We start from the raw sequence: 15,849 nt of genomic DNA on the forward strand, positions 1-15,849 counted from the left end.
CAAAAATAAATATAGAATATTTCGATAACATATATAAGGTCTAATTACTTACTATAGCATGTACAAAGAGAAATGGAGCAAACAAATGAAAAAGAGAATGAATACTGAAGAATTTGAGCGTGGTGAAAAAAATGTGTTTCACTCAATTACTAATGGTCGTATTGAGAGTCCTTTCACCACCGAAGAACTGGATATCTACCGATTTATGATCGGTGGAATCATTGGCAAGTAAAGTACAGTGAAATAAGGGGGTAAGTATGCAGCAAATATGTAACTTCTGTTCATCAGAGTTGAAGAGACAGCAGTTAGGCTCAAATCTCTTCTCTTATTGCAGAAAATGTGGGAGAATCACTTCAGTACAGGAGACCATTTATTCTCCTGTTCAACGGGATGGGGTTCAAGCATGTGTATGATAGAAGTAATGGGTTTTTCACAGGAAAACAAATTCCACTATTGCCCTGATTGTATCATCTACAAAATGACAGGTAATTGTCAATATCTCAGGGCATGTGAAACAAACCAGGATCTTTGTCATGGAAAGAACCTTGTGGAGGTAGCAAACTAATGAAAGCGAATGCAGAGACAATATTGCTAGAAAATACTTTGAAGAGTAAGCAAAGCCTGACACTGATGTACGAAGGGGCAAATGGCGATGGGGTCGTTGAATTAAGGAAAAACAGGGAAAAATGGTTGGAAGCAGTTGAGTATTTCACATGTGTGGATGATGTAAATTTCTGATTCAACAGATATCATCTACATACCAATCCACATAGACGATAAGTTCTTTCTTATCCCAATCTTTTAATCTTGCAGGGCTATCTTTTCTCGCATTGTCGAAAAGGTCCTTCATCATGTTTTCATCAAGTACATGTACTTTGTATGCCCCTTTCTCAGCCATTCTAATGTAGTAACCTGGGCTCAAAGTATCGGATTTTTTCCACATTTTAATCTTTTCATAGTCCCATAGAGATGTGGCCCATTGTGCAAGCTTTAAGATGTATTCATCTGCTACATCCTCTACTTTACCGAGGATGACACAGTGCTTGCAGTCTTTTGTTAACTCTATACTGTTTTTTTGGCGAACTATCTCTGACATGATAAACCAAATAAGACAATAAAGAAGTACTATAATTATGTTTTGTTTATGCATGCCAGTATAAAGTTATTCTATGCAAACATTTGGGATTGGTCGGTGTTAATAGAGGTCATTTAAATCTCACTGATTGTTCTCTTGCCTTTACATTAGCTTGTTGATGTGTTCCAAGCGAATGGCTTATTAGTATTAAGAAGAAATTCATAGACTTCAGCATTCAATCTACAGATATCCAAAAATAATGGGTAAAATTCTATTTTTCCAGTTGACTTAATTAGATGTTTTACGGCTGCGTATTTAAATTATTTTTAGGCTCAATATAAGAAATCAGGATATCTAAAATTATATCACAAAGTATATATTTCATGAGCTTGTTGATGTGTTCCAAGCGAATGGCTTATTAGTATTAAGAAGAAATTCATAGACTTCAGCATTCAATCTACAGATATCCAAAAATAATGGGTAAAATTCTATTTTTCCAGTTGACTTAATTAGATGTTTTACGGCTGCGTATTTAAATTATTTTTAGGCTCAATATAAGAAATCAGGATATCTAAAATTATATCACAAAGTATATATTTCATGATGTTTAACTTCTAATGGGGTGACAAACTAGTGGGATTGGGATCGTACCATTTCATATCTTACTATAGGGATTACTATAGAGGGTTTTGGTAAACATCTAGTTTCAGTCAGTTTCTTATAACAGGCATATAAACCGATGTTTAAACTTTGTTATTTTTGTAATGGTCTTTAATATCCAACCTCCTGAACTAGTTTCACAAGGAGGGTATAATATGGCAAAAGATGTATCTGCAGATTTAATGCAGGCTTTAACAGCTAAACTCTATTCAACGATTACAGGCAATGATGGCAATATCCAGATGCCGAGGAACAAATTTGTAACTTGGATGCTTCCGGGAATTCCTTTTACACCAGCAGATTTCTTGTTCTGTTCCAAAGGACTTATTGGTGACAGTGCAGAAGCAACCAGGGATCTACAGCATCAAGCCTTTGTATTATCCAAGATGTTCGATTACATTCCTGATGTAAATAATCAGTTTGTAGATACTACAATGCAGCAGACAATATTTACGACTACTCAGGATACGATCAGTTCGGTATACAGGGATGTATTGAAATATAGCAGGGTATTGGACAATGAACTCAGTGATAAAGAAAAAGAGAAGATTAAAAAGTTCAGGGATCTGTTGTCTGTAACAAAAGAAGTGACAGATATTATTACAGATGAACAGAAAACAGTCACTGAACCCGGTCCGATGACCTTGGCCTATATTGCTAAAATGAATGATTATATAGACGCTGCAGATGAGTACATGAACTTATTGATCGATGCTCAGAGTGCAAAAGGCAGCGATCAAGAAGCAATACGAAGAGTTGCTGCATGGACAAATAAATCCAAGTTCATCCGCAGCAAAATGGAAGCTGCGTACATGGCATGGGTATCGCAGGGATATAAAAATGAATATGAGCAAATAAATGCCTACATAGATCAGGTCACGCAAAAGAGCATGGTTTTGTACAAACAGGATCTGCTTAATAAGTACAAAAATGGCTTGTTAACAAGTACTATGGAAGGGACAGCCGGAGATTTCTACTATACCACCTTGATACCCGGAAATTTTGCAACCAGTCCGGGATGGACCAGATTCTCCTTCTATGAAGGTGATTATGAAACTCACTTTAACAAGAATACAAGTCAATGGAGTGCAGGAGGCGGGCTTAGCTTTGGATTATTCTCAATTGGGGGCCGAGCTTCAGGTTCAAAAGTTGAAGTGAATACCAGTGCCAAAGCCACGGGATTTAGTGCATCATTGGAATTCACGCAGATCCCCATAGTTAGGCCATGGTTCGATCCCGGTTTCTTCTCTATGAGGGCATGGACCTTAGATAAAATATGGGATCTGAATTTTGATAAAAAAGTTTCAGATGGGGCGGAGAAACCCATTGGCAGGCTGGTTGCTTATCCGATAACTGCATTGTTTGTCAGAAATGTCCGCTTCAGCCTCAGTGAATGGGACAGCCAGAGCCAGTATATCAATAAACAGATTAGCGGAGGCGGTGCTGTTGGCTGGGGACCTTTCTTTATCGGCGGTTCCTATTCTCATGGCAGTGAAACGAGGAACGGAAGTTATCATAACGAAGGCGGAAGCATCGTAATAGACGGTATGCAATTGGTTGGGTTTATAAATAACATTATTCCAAAGTCTCCGAATCCCAACCCCGAGATCAAGCCTGAGCAATTTGTTGGGGGTGAGGAGTAATAATCTGTACTGGAGAAACTATGTTTCTCCTATTTTTTCTTTAAGATCATGGTGGGAAATCTATGGAATCAAAAATATCGCTGGCGCTTGCTACCAAGCTGAGAATGATCTTTGAAAAAGAGGATAAGTTCCTTACATTTCCTTTAGGGATCGGGTTCCCTTACAGGTATTTAAATTTTATGAAAGATCCATCTGTCAGTGGATTGACTCTGCAGGAACAACTGAACAATAAAGGGGATTTTGCAAGACTATTGAATATCATTCCAGAGGACAGTGCAGCATTTTCAGCGGATGCATCCAGTTTGCTCTGGGACGAGCTAAAAGCCGTTCTGAAAAAATCCCTCTTTGCTGTAAGTGGATTATCCGAAGCGGAAAATAAATCACTCGATCAGGCAATTGATTTCCTGACCGATCTAAAGACAGAAGAAGATGGTACTGAAATTCCTGTTAATTCCGTAGCGGTAACAAAATATTATGAGTACAAAACAGTTTATGAAAACGCGGTAAATACTTATCTTAACGAAAAAATAACTGTCGAGAACTCAACTGGACCAGAGGGCGACAAACTAAAACAGCAATGGGCTGCCTATAGAGAAAAAGAACTGGTGGATATTAAAAATAGGGCAGATGCAGATTGGAAGAATTTAGGATTTAAAGTAGAGGTGGAAAACAACCAGGCAATAAAAAATACTCTGGAACTCCGAAAATACCTTGATCTATATCGGCAGGCATATTTGGATGAAATTGATATTTCAGAAATACCTGATCTTAATGGTCTAGGAATAGGTTTTTGCACAACGTTTTTTAGTCCCATTGATGCTTTCGATACAAATTTACCCTGGACTAAGCTGACTTTAACAAAAGAGGAAATTGCAAACCTTGTTCAAAATGCATCTGTTGAATTGAAGAACCTTTTTAATACCAGCCAGGGAAGTAATGATATTGAATCATGCTCTCTGGAGTACAACAATGTCGTTGTAATACGTCCATGGTACAAGCCGGAATTTTTTGCATCCAGATGCTGGAAGTTGTCAGAAGATGTGGTAATTTCTGATGGTAATTTACCTCGCAAAGGAAAGATACCTGCCTATATAACAAGTATGGTTGTCGTAAGAAATGTTATAGTTACAAGAAAGAAAAAAGCAGGATCTGAACTACTTGTATTACCAATTTTCAGTATAACTCCGATACAGACACTGAAGATGAGCAGAACACCTGTGACAATAGAAAGTCGTCTTGTATCTGATATCACACCGGTAAGGACCGGAGTTGAGATCAGTCCAAAGGCAGTCTCGAGATTTTCAGTTGCCGAAGCGGCGCCTAGATCTTTCAGAACAATGGCAGCGACGACCTCAATAAGGGGTAGACCTGTTTCTTCTTCTTTTAAGTCGTCTCTTTTGATAAGTAGCTTCAAGCAACCTTTGGCTCAACCAGTTGACTCACAGGCTACACTTAATATTAAGTTAAAAGAAAAAAAGAGCTATATTTCAGAAAAATATGTTGGAATGACAATAAAAACACCATTCTCTCCGGCCCTTCCGATATCTGTCGAACATTCAGGGCCTTCTAACAATGATCTGATAACAGAGGCTTACAATATGGATGGAGTTGCAGTACTGGCTTTCGTCTGCAAGAGGGTACCAAAGTCACCAGATCCTGATGATACATTAGCATGGAATACTTAGATGATATTCGTTTGTTTGTTTGTTTGTTTGTTTTTATGGTGCGCAGGTCTACAAAAAAGGTAGTTACCGATTCACCATTATTTAAAAATGTCAAAGGGGGTTAAGAAAATGGCATTAGCAAAGAAATATGGCAGAATGGGATGGATCCCGGACAGACCCAGTTTCCGGGATTACACGATCGAACATAAGGAAATACACAAGGACGAATCTAAAGAGATGCAGAAGTTCCTGTCTGCTATCAGTTTGAAGACAAAAGCGAAAATTGACCTTCCAGAAACTGTAGATCTCAGAAAATGGTGTTCAGAAATTGAAGACCAGCAGAATCTGGGTTCATGTACAGCAAATGCGGCAACAGGGATCATGGAATATTTCGAGAAAAGAGCTTATGGAAAATATCTTGATGCTTCCAGACTGTTTATTTATAAGACCACAAGAACCCTTGGTGGATGGGTAGGGGACAGTGGAGCAGAATTGAGAACTACCATGGGGGCACTTGTCCTTTTCGGGGCTCCTCCTGAGGAGTACTGGCCTTATACAGATTATGATCCTGAATTTGATATGGACCCAAATCCTTTCTGTTACTCTTTCGCGGGAAACTATAAGGCTCTGAAGTATTTCAGACATGATCCTGCGCACACCTCGCCGGAAGATGTCCTTGCAAGCGTAAAGAAATCCCTTGCATTAGGCATACCGTCTATGTTCGGCTTTACGGTATTTGATTCAATAAGGCAGGCAAACGAATCTGGTAAAATACCTTTCCCGTCTTCAAATGAAAGAGTGCTTGGAGGACATGCGATCGTTGCAGTCGGGTATGATGACGACATAGTGATAGAGAACGCTATATCTGATGAAGGGTGTAAAGGTGCTCTTCTTATCAGAAACTCCTGGAGTGAAGAATGGGGCGATAAAGGTTATGGCTGGCTTCCATACAAGTATGTACTGGAAGAAGAAGCGATGGATTTCTGGTCAATGATCAAACAGGATTGGGTGGAAACAGGCAGATTTGTATAAATCAATAAACTAAAAAGAAAAATAGGTAATAGGGTCCGTAAAACACGGACACTATATTTTTACTTTGGTTTTGGAGGCCAGTTCTTTTCCATCCAGCCAGGGAGCCTTCCGGAGTCTGCAGGCCCAATCAATATTCTTGCACCGGTTTCATCTTCCAGGTCACCCTGCAGACGTGCTGCAAGACCCGGAAGGACTATGCTGTTATGGGTTGTATCGTTCTTAAGGTCAAAGCCGGAATCTTCGATACCTTTCTTGATCTTGGCTGCTGTAAGCTGACCACCGGCTACTGCAGCTTCCACACCCAGACCGTCAGTATCTATGGCCCAAAGGTAACAATTGATCTTACTGGAAGCAAGGTCGCTTTCCACGGTGTAGTATGTAAGAGCAAAGTTGGTTGTTACCAGCACAGGCGAGTCCTTGTCAGGATTGCCTATCTTGTTCATTCCTGGCTGTACGCTTACGGGCTTTCTGGGGTCTGTGTAGATGGTGTCCCTTATGTGCAGCTGTGGCAGCAGAGCATAGGGCTCGAGGCTGTGCATTATCATTATATCCCCATACTTTATGGTAAATATAGATGCAACGACAGTTTCCCAATATGAGGCACTGACCGCATCATCCTGTGCCATCCATGCAGTAAGCGGAACTGCCATGATCGGATAAGCAATGTCCTTGTCACCCTCGATTCCGGCTCTTCTTATCTTCAAGAAGTTGGTGAATGTCTTCTTCAGATCCTTGCCTGTGGGGAATGTTCCCGGGTCAAGCACGAGCTTTTCAGTACCCATCTTTGCAAATGTCACTGCAAGGGACTTAAGAGTATCCAGGTCATCAGGTGAGAACAATGTCACCGGAACATTGTATTCAATTGCAAGGTCTGCAACCTGCTGCCAGTTATCCTTGTTTGCAGCATATAACAGTGGGTTCTTGTCTTTTGCAACTTCAAGACCAGCTTTCAGTACTGCCGGATCAAAAGAACACAAAATCATTGGCAAGTCTGTATTTTCAATGACCTTTTTCACCGCATCAGCAAACTTCTTAGGGTCCTTTGATACACATCTGACAGCTACCATGTTCAGGGTAAGGAAGCTGCCCACGTAGAACTTCTTAAAGTCATCGATCTTCTTGACTCTTTCCACAAACTCCTTTTCAGGCATGGTGTCCCATACATCATAGGCGAGTGCATTTTGGTTAAAGAATGTAAGTCTGTGACGATACAATACATCGTCTCCACCTATCTTCACTGCCTTCTCACCAACGCCTACTTCCACTTCACGGATCTCTGGAGCAAGAAGTGTCTGCAGTTCTTTGAACTTCTTGGCAAACTTTTCTTCAAGGATTGGCTTGCATTCTGTGAGTTTCTTGGATCTATCGATCAGGTGTGCAGCAAAAGCCATACATGTCTGTTCACCGCACTCACCACAGTTTGTAGCTGGGAGATACTTATATGCTTCAAGCGGACTGTTGATCTTCATGTTTTACACCTCCGCTCCTATCCAGTTGCTTATATCCACAGGTTTTGATTCTATGGAACCGTAAAGTGTCTGTGTGATTTCCTTGAGCACCTGTACGGAAGTTGGGTGCATCATCATGAACAGATCATTGCCTGCAAGGGACAAGGCCAAACCGGTAATGATCTCCCATATTGGACCACGGTATTCCCTGGGACCCCATTCAGAGTCCTGTGGCAGTGGTGATGAAACCATCCATGCTTCACGGGCACCCCATGCATTGGTAGTGCCTGAGGACATTGGGAATGTGAGTTCGTCGTCGCCCATCAGACCAGCGAGCCTTATACGTTCCATGTTGGTGTAAGCATAATCCAGGCCATAACCAAGGGCTGCTGTTGTTGGGTCCATTATAATGCTGTCTCTTGGGACATTACACTGCTTCATAAGCTTTCTGTTAAGCTCTTTCTGTGCATTGATTTCAAGCTGTGTCCAGGACAACACGACATGACCGTTATCTACAGCTGCTTTTGCAATTCTCTCATAATCCAGGTTCAGACTTGCGGATGCAAGCAATACACGTTCACCTGACGCAGCCTCTGCAGCTTTTTCCAGTACTTCGGGGTCCTTCTGTGGGTTACCGGAACCACCGATTACTATGGGTACGTCCACAGCCTGCAGCACATCTTCCACTACCTTAGCTGCATCGCGGGCTGATGTGTCCTTTATAAGCGGATCAGTAGAAATCAGGTGTATTGTAACCATATCTGCATTGAAGTCTCTGACAACTTTCTTTGCCCACTCTGCCGGGTCGTTGATGACATCTTCATAATTAGATTTTACAGCCTTGGCCATACCTATGGGCATGTCAAAGACATCCATAGTGATGTAGTTACGATGGGGCATTTCTGCATCAAAGTAATATGGAAGGGCATTTTCTCCTCCGAGTGTGACAGTGCTCTTCCTTGAGCCACCGTCAGCGGAGGTTGCACCAAGTGTTACTTCCTGTATAGGATTGGTCCAGTTCTTTACTTTTGACACTTCGAATTTAGCAGACAATAACTCTTGCATTGTTGCCTTTGAGGTAGGTGTCGGAACACCGGGAATTCCCATGCCAGCACCCTGGGCGAATAATTGGTCTACCGGATATCCAAGTATCCTTCCAATGTTAGCCATGTGCAGAGATATCTGTGATATCTCTTGTCCAAGCGCATAGGCCAATGCAGGATTAAGCCCGCCACTGCCTGTAATATTCAGTTCGATATCTCCCTCGATGGTTACGCCATCAAGAGATTCGATATTCAAATCTTTGAATATGCTCGCTATATCAGTAAGTTTGGTTTTCTTTGCCATATTCATTCCACCATAAATCAAAGAGCTTTACAAATTTAATTTCCGGGAAATATTCTCTACTTCCTTAACAGCAGGAGAGTCGTCAGATAGCTCCATAAGTGGCTGCCCTGCAAGGTCTTTTTGTACTATCATTTCATCCATTGGGACCATCCCTATAAGTTCTAGTCCCAGTTGTGCAGCGGTCTTAGCAATCGTTTCCCGGGTACTGTCAGTAACCTTGTTCGCGATCACATATATGTGATTCACATCAGTTTCCAGTTCTCCTACCAGCTCACGGATACGCTCAGCAGTTCCAAGACCCCTGCGTGATCCATCAGTTACTACTATGAGGTCATCAACCTGTTTGAATATTTTTCGGCTGAAATGTTCAAGCCCTGCTTCAGCATCAATGATAAGCACATCATAGTTGCCCACAAGCTTATTCATTATGCCTCTTAGCAGATTGTTCACATAGCAGTAACATCCAGCCCCTTCCGGACGGCCCATGACCAGCAGATCATATCCTGGCATCTCTTCCAGCACCTCATAGAGCTTGGATTCAAGAATGGATTCTTTGTTGATGTCAGGAGGGAGATTGTCCCTCTCATCATGCATGAACTCTTTCACATCACCAATGGTCCTGTGGATCTCACAGCCCAACGTTTCAGGAAGATTTGTGTCTGGGTCAGCATCAACCGCCAAAACCACTTTATTGCCTCTGGTGAGGTGTCGAATAAGTAAAGTGGTGATGGCTGTCTTGCCAGTACCACCTTTCCCGGTCACTGCTATTATTCTGGTCACAATAGGCCCCTATTACTCTATTTTCTTAACGATGATCTTGTCTACTGTCACCTTTGCGTTCTTCAGTATGATCTTCACACCGCCACTTCCAGAACCGCCCATCATTGCCATGGAAGGCATAAAACCCGCTGGCATCTGTTGTGGTACATACTGCATCGGCTGATAATATTGTGCTTCAGCAGGCTGGCTTTCTTCCTCTTCTTCTGTGGTCTCTTCCTCTTCTTCGACGACCCATCTCTTGATCACAGGATGATCTTTTTCCTTAATGAAGTTCTTCAAGGATTCAATATCTTTTATGTTCTCATCGGTTGCGATCTTGTCCCTGATGTCTTCAGGTATGCTATCCAGTATCTTCTGTTTCAGCATGTTTGGCATCCATACTACACGGTCCCAGCCGCCATCGCCACTGATGAACTTGGGGGAACGGAAGTAATTAACACCAATACCAAGGAAACCAACAACCTGTTTACCTCCTCCGGTCTGTCCGGCCATGGTAGAGAATTGCAGACCATTAGGTGCAGTACCTGCAAAGTCTCTGTCCACCCAGCCAATACCATCAACTTCTGGTATGTAGAAACCTACTACTTCAAAGCAACCGCAGGAAGTATGGGGATATTCAAAGAAAGAGTGTAGCTTTATCCTATCATACTCACCGCTGGACAAGCGTTTTGCAAGGTCGTTAACTCCGGAGTATTCTCCGGATGCTGCATCAAGAAGTTCTCCTTTCTCAATAGCAAATTGTGGTCCTTCTGGGTCTACTTTTGCAGCTGCTCTGCCATCGAACCAGTTAATTGCACCACAAAGGGAAATCCTGTCGGGTGTGATTACACACACATTGGTTGGTGCAAATGAGGCACAAAGGGTACAGCCATAGAATGTATCAACATCTTCATCATGCAGACCTTTTGTCCTTTCATCCCTTGCTTTATAGACAGCTCTGGCGTTTTCGATCTCTTTCTCGATCTCTGCCTGGTCTGTAATATATACAGCTTCAACTTTCTCTATAAATGGAAGCTCGTTCTTGAAAAGCATCATTATGGCTTTTGCTACATGTTCAAAGGAAGTGAGGCCTTTTTTTATTGCATCTTTACTTACTCTTAACCATACATCGTCTCTCTGGTTAAGGTGCATAAAACCCTGGATATAGTTCTGGAATTCGTGGTTCCTTCTTTCTACAATTGATTCCAGATCAGTTTCCACAAGTTCACCTGCTATCTTATATATCATAGCAATTGGGTATCTGGAACCTTCAGCCATTTCCGAAAGATCAGGACCTATAAGTGTGAATTTGCCATCTTCCACATCTTTCATATCCGTTGCCCTTACCAGCTCGAAACCAATGGATTTCGGACCTGCAAGCTCAACATGCATATTGTCCTTTCTAATCCTTTCTCCTTCGAACATAGGAGATATCTCAAAAGGGAATTCATCTGCCATTTTACTTTCTCCGCGATTTATTTATCATGATTTAAAGATTAGATATAAGTTCATCGAGTGCCTCAAGATGGTCTTCAGGTTTAAGGTTTCCGAAGGACATATCTGCATTCTGTAAATAATGTCTGTCAATAGCCAGCGTTTTGATATCAGTAAAGTTCTTAAGTCCTGATAGTACCTGGTTGACGTAGTATTTCTTATGTCCAAGGAAGATCACAAGATCATAGGATCCTTGTCCATCCAGTCCATTCCAGTTCTTATCTCCAAGATAGTGTGCAAGGTAATGGATATTGACATATTTTGCACTTACATCCTGATCCTTGAATCCCTGCATGGAATGACCAGTTGCAGCTATCTGTATACCTTTCTTTCCGATATCTATAGCCTTGCTGATCACATCACTCTCAAGGGCTTCTGCACCAACTACCAGCAATGGTCTTTTGGCTTTGGAAATAAGTTTAGCAGCCACCAAGGGCTGCACTGGTTTTGCATTCCTGGATCCCCAGGTGGTATATATCATTGTGTTCTTTGTAGTGTCCACCATCAGCACACACTCTCCTTGCAGAGTCTCTTTACGTTGGTAGGTTGTGCAGACACGTCCAGCTTCATAGTGGGGCCGGAGATGATCTTCTTTCTCTTCCAGTCTATTTCCCATCCATGCTCTTTTTCCAGGATCTTCAGCAGTTCCTCACGCCTTGTGATCGGAAGGTCAGTCTCTACTCTGACGAACTTGTACCAATCTTCGGGTAGATGACCCAGATACTTCTGGCTCAGTTCAATATAGTGAGTGAGCTTGATCATACGTCCCATATTGTTATCACTTGGTCTGATGCAGTTCTTTGCGATCATGGGCATGAGTTCTTCAATGGTCTCTGCGGTTGTAAGCAGGAATTCCGGTGAAGAAGGAATGGGCATTTCTTCTCCATTGCGGGCATCGTACACTTTCCAGTCCTCTTCGTTGTAAGGCTTACCGATGAGTGCGCGCCTGTACTTTGAACCATGCGGTCCGACTATGACTGGGATGCCAAGCCTGTTACATCCTGTGCCTATTGCTGCAGCTTTCTGAGAGTATGCTCCCCATGCCACACCTACGGCACCGATACGGTTCATGATGTAGTCTGCTATTTCCTCAAAGTTACCTGTGATGTTCCTCTGAGCAAATATTGCGGCAACCTTGATGGCAGTACCCGTTATGTGAGAGTTGGAAACACAGGAACCCACGTTTATGAGGTTGCCTGCAAGGAACTTGGAAGGATATTTCTCATAGAGTGTCTTTCCTTCTTCATCTTTATACATTCCAAGGTCCATGGCAGAACATCCTGACATGACTACGATGTAATTCCTCTGCAGCATCTCATTTGCAACAGTATATAGATCCTTGGTACCTTCGGGGTAGTTGGAGCAACCAACCATTGCAACAATACCCGGTGTAGTACCCATGACCAGGTTAACGCCTTCCTCACGGATCTCGGGGTCGCTGATCTGTCCTCTGCCAGCCCGCATTTTTCCCTTTTCCTCACGGATGGCTTTCTGTGCAGATTTTTCTATCACGTTGAGAATTGGGATATCCTTGGGGCACACAGGATCACAACGTCCGCAAGCTATACAATGGTCATGCAGTTTCTCGAATTTGGTGATGTCCCCCACGGCAGCTGCTGTCATTGCGTTCATTATGGGCAGATTATTGGGGCATACCAGTTCACAGGCACCGCATTGTACACATGAGGCAGTCAATGTTTTCAGCTCTTCTTCTGAAGGCAGGGACTTGATACCTTTTGCCTCTCTTATTGGTGCCATCTTCATTGCAAGGCGGGGAGCTACTTCTCCTAGCAGATCGAAGTCCAGTATAAGAGCTCCGGGTTCTTTCCCACTAGAGAGGTCTTCGATGATCTGATCAGCAGTATTCTTTGACCTGTTGGGCAAACCATACATTATCTTCTCATTGGTGGTGATAACGGGTATGAAAAGCTTCTTTGCTTCATCAAGGACATCTGGTCTGACACACTGCTCATCCACCACTATAACATCAGGGGCAGCGGAACGTATCATCTTGAGTTCTTTTGCCATAGAACCTATTACCTTTGCTCGTGGTTGGCTGCGATCTTCCGTCTTATAACGGGTCATATCAATAGCTGTACAGCAGAGTCCGGCAAGTTCTATTTTATCATTAAGTCCGTGTTCTTCCATATAGTCCATTATGTAGGTTACGCCTGCTACATTGTGTCCTATGACCAGAAGTACAGGTTTTGTTGAATCAATACATCCCATACCTATTTCTGCGAGCGGCGCTTCCGGATCAGATTTTGGCATTCCAAGGCATGAAATCTGAGCAATATCTGATACTTCCATACCCACATGGTCAAGCATTCCTCCATGCATTGCCTTTGATTCAAAATCAAGGGCTGATCCTTCCTGCCCTGCATGGATAGTTGAGAGAAGTTGCATTAGTTGCTCTTCAACGTATTCTACTACTTCCTCGAGGTCTCCCAGTGTTTTTGGTGTAATACCTGTAACCATCTGAATGTTAGGTGCAAACAGGTTTGAAGGTCCTACGTCGATTAGATGGTCTTTTCCATACAGATCTATCAAATGATGCAGCAGATGGCGCCCGTGGGCAGAGTGGGCTGCAGCACCAGTAATTACTCTCAAAAGGAATTCCCTTGATTGGTGAGTTCCTAGGTCGATACCACAAGCTCCTTCCTTGTTTCCACCCAAATCACATTTACCATATGTACAATAGCAACACTGGTCACAAACAGGGGTGTATACTGGCTGATAACGAGACAACAATTTGTAGTCCCAGTCCCTTAGGCCGGAAACACCTGGTTTGGGAGTTGGGCCCATCTCAACGCCTTCATTTTTGGCTTTTGTTTCTATAGCGCCCACTATGTTGTTGATCGTGATCTGGACATTCTCCAGGTCTTCGATGGAGAACTTACCTGTTGTTATTTTGCTCATGTGTTTTGCCCTCCTTTAAATCCACTGCATACTTCTAAGATCTTCCATAGCAAATTATGTTACAAAACAATTCAACCGTAATACCTTTATACAAGTATTCGTTAGCACCCTAATGAACAATCCTGTATAAAAGCATTTCCCGTATTTATCACGATTGTTCGTGATGAATCGGTGCATAGTATAAACTAATATGTGTTTACAAAACAAGTAATTACAATGAGTCAAAATCCAGATGTGTAGTAGTAACATATAAAGCTACCTTATCATGATTTTTCATGATAGATTCATATATGTAAATTCGTGATAAATAAACTCCATTAGATATTCATCAAAGACTCTTACAGAAAACTGTTGCATAAGTTTGATCCAAGTAGCTCGGTATCATGAACGGCCAGATAAAACCCGTATTGCCAGCCAAGTTTACTCGTTTTTGTATTCTTTTCTGTCAGAAACTGTTTTATTTTATGTGCCTATAACTAGGCATAGAGGATAATTTGGCAAAAGACACAGATGATAGCTGCTGGATATGTGGTAAAAAAGAGCTTTTGCCTTTTAGATGCAGGTTTTGTGGGAATAACTTCTGTATGTCTCACAGGTTGCCGGAACAGCATGCATGCCAGGGGTTGGAATTTGCTAAGAGGCATTCAGGATATGCCGGCAGCACCAGTAACAAAGATCATGATGATCTATTCAAGGATATGCTACGTACTACGACCAGGAAAGCTGCAAAGAGTGTAGTCCGAAGCATTTGGGGTAACATTATGAGTTCAATGAAAAATAGCCCGTCAATGAGTATAATCTATATTTGTCTGGTATCATTCTTTATTGGGAATATTTTTTTGGGAGCCCCTTTCTTTAATTTTTTTAAGCTGACGCCTGAACTGATACTGGTACGGCCATGGACAATAATTACCCACATGTTTTTGCATGTGGACCTTGGTCATTTGTTCTTCAATATGCTTGTCTTATTTTTCTTCGGGCGCGAACTGGAAAATCGTGTCGGCAACAGTACATTTTTAAAAGTATACTTTATCTCTGGAATTGTAGCTGCTCTGGGATATTGTTTGACAGTTTCAGATACTTCTGCAGCTGTGGTAGGTGCCAGTGGTGCGATAATGGGGGTTTTTGCTGCCCTTACAGTTCTTGCTCCGGATCTCAGAGTTTATGTATATTTCATACCTATGCAAATAAAGTATGCATTGCTGCTCTTTGCAGTTCTTGACTTTGCTCTGATGGGATCTAATGATATGGTGGCTCATACAGCACATCTAAGCGGAACGCTTGTTGGATTGTTCATGGGTTTTCATCTTAAAAAGAGCATGAAAAAATATAACAATGCCTATGATAGTTATTATCGAAGGTGGTGACCTGGAGAGTCCTTCCCGTCTTAAAACGAGCTATCCAAGACCTTTGGAAGGTGAAGAGGTACCTATAACTTTCATTGACATGCGTGAAGTGTTTGCAGGCTGGTCACCTGAACTGAAAAGAACGGTCTATAAAAATGATTTCATGGCAACTTCAGGTCTTAAAAGAGTTCGTGAAGTGATTCTTCTTGAAGTGTATAACTGGTTGCTTGACGGCATAAGCTTCATAGAGCTTTCCGAGATGGAGCTTGATCAATTCAAGGAAATCCTTGATCAGTTCGCTGAAAAAGGGGGAGAGATACTTTATACCCGCAAAATGCAGGGGCAATGGATGATAAATTATTTCAGGCTTGCAGAACCGGAGCTACAGCAGGCGGATGTAAAATGCACATCTATGGAAAAACTTATTGGCTGAGATGTGTAGGCGCTATTATCATAAATACT

At 42.2% G+C, this 15,849-nt stretch carries 15 protein-coding genes; 8 read left to right on the forward strand and 7 right to left on the reverse strand.

Annotated features, from left to right (window positions below; translation table 11 throughout):
* The first annotated feature begins 58 nt into the window (after window positions 1–58).
* The 3 genes from ACC612_RS05410 to ACC612_RS05420 all read left to right on the forward strand — a co-directional run bounded on the left by ACC612_RS05410 (window position 59) and on the right by ACC612_RS05420 (window position 738).
* Window positions 59–232: a hypothetical protein gene (locus ACC612_RS05410; RefSeq protein WP_371853471.1), complete on the forward strand. Its 174-nt coding sequence runs from the start codon at window positions 59–61 to the stop codon at window positions 230–232.
* 171 nt (window positions 233–403) lie between these two features.
* Entirely contained in the window at window positions 404–565 is a 162-nt protein-coding gene (locus ACC612_RS05415) for a hypothetical protein (protein WP_371853472.1), read from the forward strand.
* Window positions 565–738: a hypothetical protein gene (locus ACC612_RS05420; RefSeq protein ID WP_371853473.1), complete on the forward strand. Its 174-nt coding sequence runs from the start codon at window positions 565–567 to the stop codon at window positions 736–738. Before ACC612_RS05415 ends, ACC612_RS05420 begins: the two co-directional genes overlap by 1 nt.
* 1 nt (window position 739) lies before the next feature.
* Here the strand turns inward: ACC612_RS05420 and ACC612_RS05425 are convergent, their stop codons facing one another.
* Entirely contained in the window at window positions 740–1,096 is a 357-nt protein-coding gene (locus ACC612_RS05425) for a hypothetical protein (protein WP_371853474.1), read from the reverse strand.
* Between the two features lie 794 nt (window positions 1,097–1,890).
* On the opposite strand from ACC612_RS05425, the gene ACC612_RS05430 reads away from it, so the two are divergent.
* From ACC612_RS05430 to ACC612_RS05440, 3 genes are all read left to right on the forward strand, one after another.
* Window positions 1,891–3,378, forward strand: coding sequence for a hypothetical protein (locus tag ACC612_RS05430; RefSeq protein WP_371853475.1), 1,488 nt, complete (start codon window positions 1,891–1,893; stop codon window positions 3,376–3,378).
* 62 nt (window positions 3,379–3,440) lie between these two features.
* Window positions 3,441–5,063, forward strand: a complete 1,623-nt coding sequence (locus ACC612_RS05435) for a hypothetical protein (RefSeq protein WP_371853476.1) — start codon at window positions 3,441–3,443, stop codon at window positions 5,061–5,063.
* 108 nt (window positions 5,064–5,171) lie between these two features.
* Window positions 5,172–6,074 (forward strand): C1 family peptidase, encoded by a 903-nt coding sequence (locus tag ACC612_RS05440; RefSeq protein WP_371853477.1) that lies wholly within the window; start codon window positions 5,172–5,174, stop codon window positions 6,072–6,074.
* Between the two features lie 59 nt (window positions 6,075–6,133).
* On the opposite strand, the gene acsC is transcribed toward ACC612_RS05440, so the two are convergent.
* The 6 genes from acsC to cdhA are packed head-to-tail and all read right to left on the reverse strand — an operon-like array spanning window position 6,134 to window position 14,041.
* Window positions 6,134–7,543, reverse strand: coding sequence for an acetyl-CoA decarbonylase/synthase complex subunit gamma (acsC, locus tag ACC612_RS05445; RefSeq protein ID WP_371853478.1), 1,410 nt, complete (start codon window positions 7,541–7,543; stop codon window positions 6,134–6,136).
* A gap of 3 nt (window positions 7,544–7,546) precedes the next feature.
* Entirely contained in the window at window positions 7,547–8,869 is a 1,323-nt protein-coding gene (cdhD, locus tag ACC612_RS05450) for a CO dehydrogenase/acetyl-CoA synthase subunit delta (protein WP_371853479.1), read from the reverse strand.
* Between the two features lie 27 nt (window positions 8,870–8,896).
* Window positions 8,897–9,649 carry an AAA family ATPase gene (locus ACC612_RS05455; protein ID WP_371853480.1) on the reverse strand — a complete coding sequence of 251 codons (753 nt, stop codon included), beginning with the start codon at window positions 9,647–9,649 and terminating at the stop codon, window positions 8,897–8,899.
* A 12-nt stretch (window positions 9,650–9,661) separates the two neighbouring features.
* Window positions 9,662–11,086 (reverse strand): CO dehydrogenase/CO-methylating acetyl-CoA synthase complex subunit beta, encoded by a 1,425-nt coding sequence (gene cdhC, locus ACC612_RS05460; RefSeq protein WP_371853481.1) that lies wholly within the window; start codon window positions 11,084–11,086, stop codon window positions 9,662–9,664.
* A gap of 31 nt (window positions 11,087–11,117) precedes the next feature.
* A complete protein-coding gene (gene cdhB, locus ACC612_RS05465) occupies window positions 11,118–11,627 on the reverse strand; it encodes a CO dehydrogenase/acetyl-CoA synthase complex subunit epsilon (RefSeq protein WP_371853482.1) in 510 nt (169 codons plus the stop codon).
* Window positions 11,627–14,041: a CO dehydrogenase/acetyl-CoA synthase complex subunit alpha gene (gene cdhA / locus ACC612_RS05470; protein WP_371853483.1), complete on the reverse strand. Its 2,415-nt coding sequence runs from the start codon at window positions 14,039–14,041 to the stop codon at window positions 11,627–11,629. Before cdhA ends, cdhB begins: the two co-directional genes overlap by 1 nt.
* A 494-nt stretch (window positions 14,042–14,535) precedes the next feature.
* Between cdhA and ACC612_RS05475 the strand changes: the two genes are divergently transcribed.
* Window positions 14,536–15,408, forward strand: a complete 873-nt coding sequence (locus tag ACC612_RS05475) for a rhomboid family intramembrane serine protease (protein ID WP_371853484.1) — start codon at window positions 14,536–14,538, stop codon at window positions 15,406–15,408.
* Complete coding sequence (locus ACC612_RS05480; RefSeq protein ID WP_371853485.1) at window positions 15,377–15,820, forward strand: hypothetical protein; 444 nt, start codon at window positions 15,377–15,379, stop codon at window positions 15,818–15,820. The genes ACC612_RS05475 and ACC612_RS05480 overlap by 32 nt, the downstream gene beginning before the upstream one ends.
* Window positions 15,821–15,849 lie beyond the last annotated feature (29 nt).

It is taken from the genome of Methanomethylovorans sp. (assembly GCF_041447285.1).
Classification (GTDB): Archaea; Halobacteriota; Methanosarcinia; order Methanosarcinales; family Methanosarcinaceae; genus Methanomethylovorans.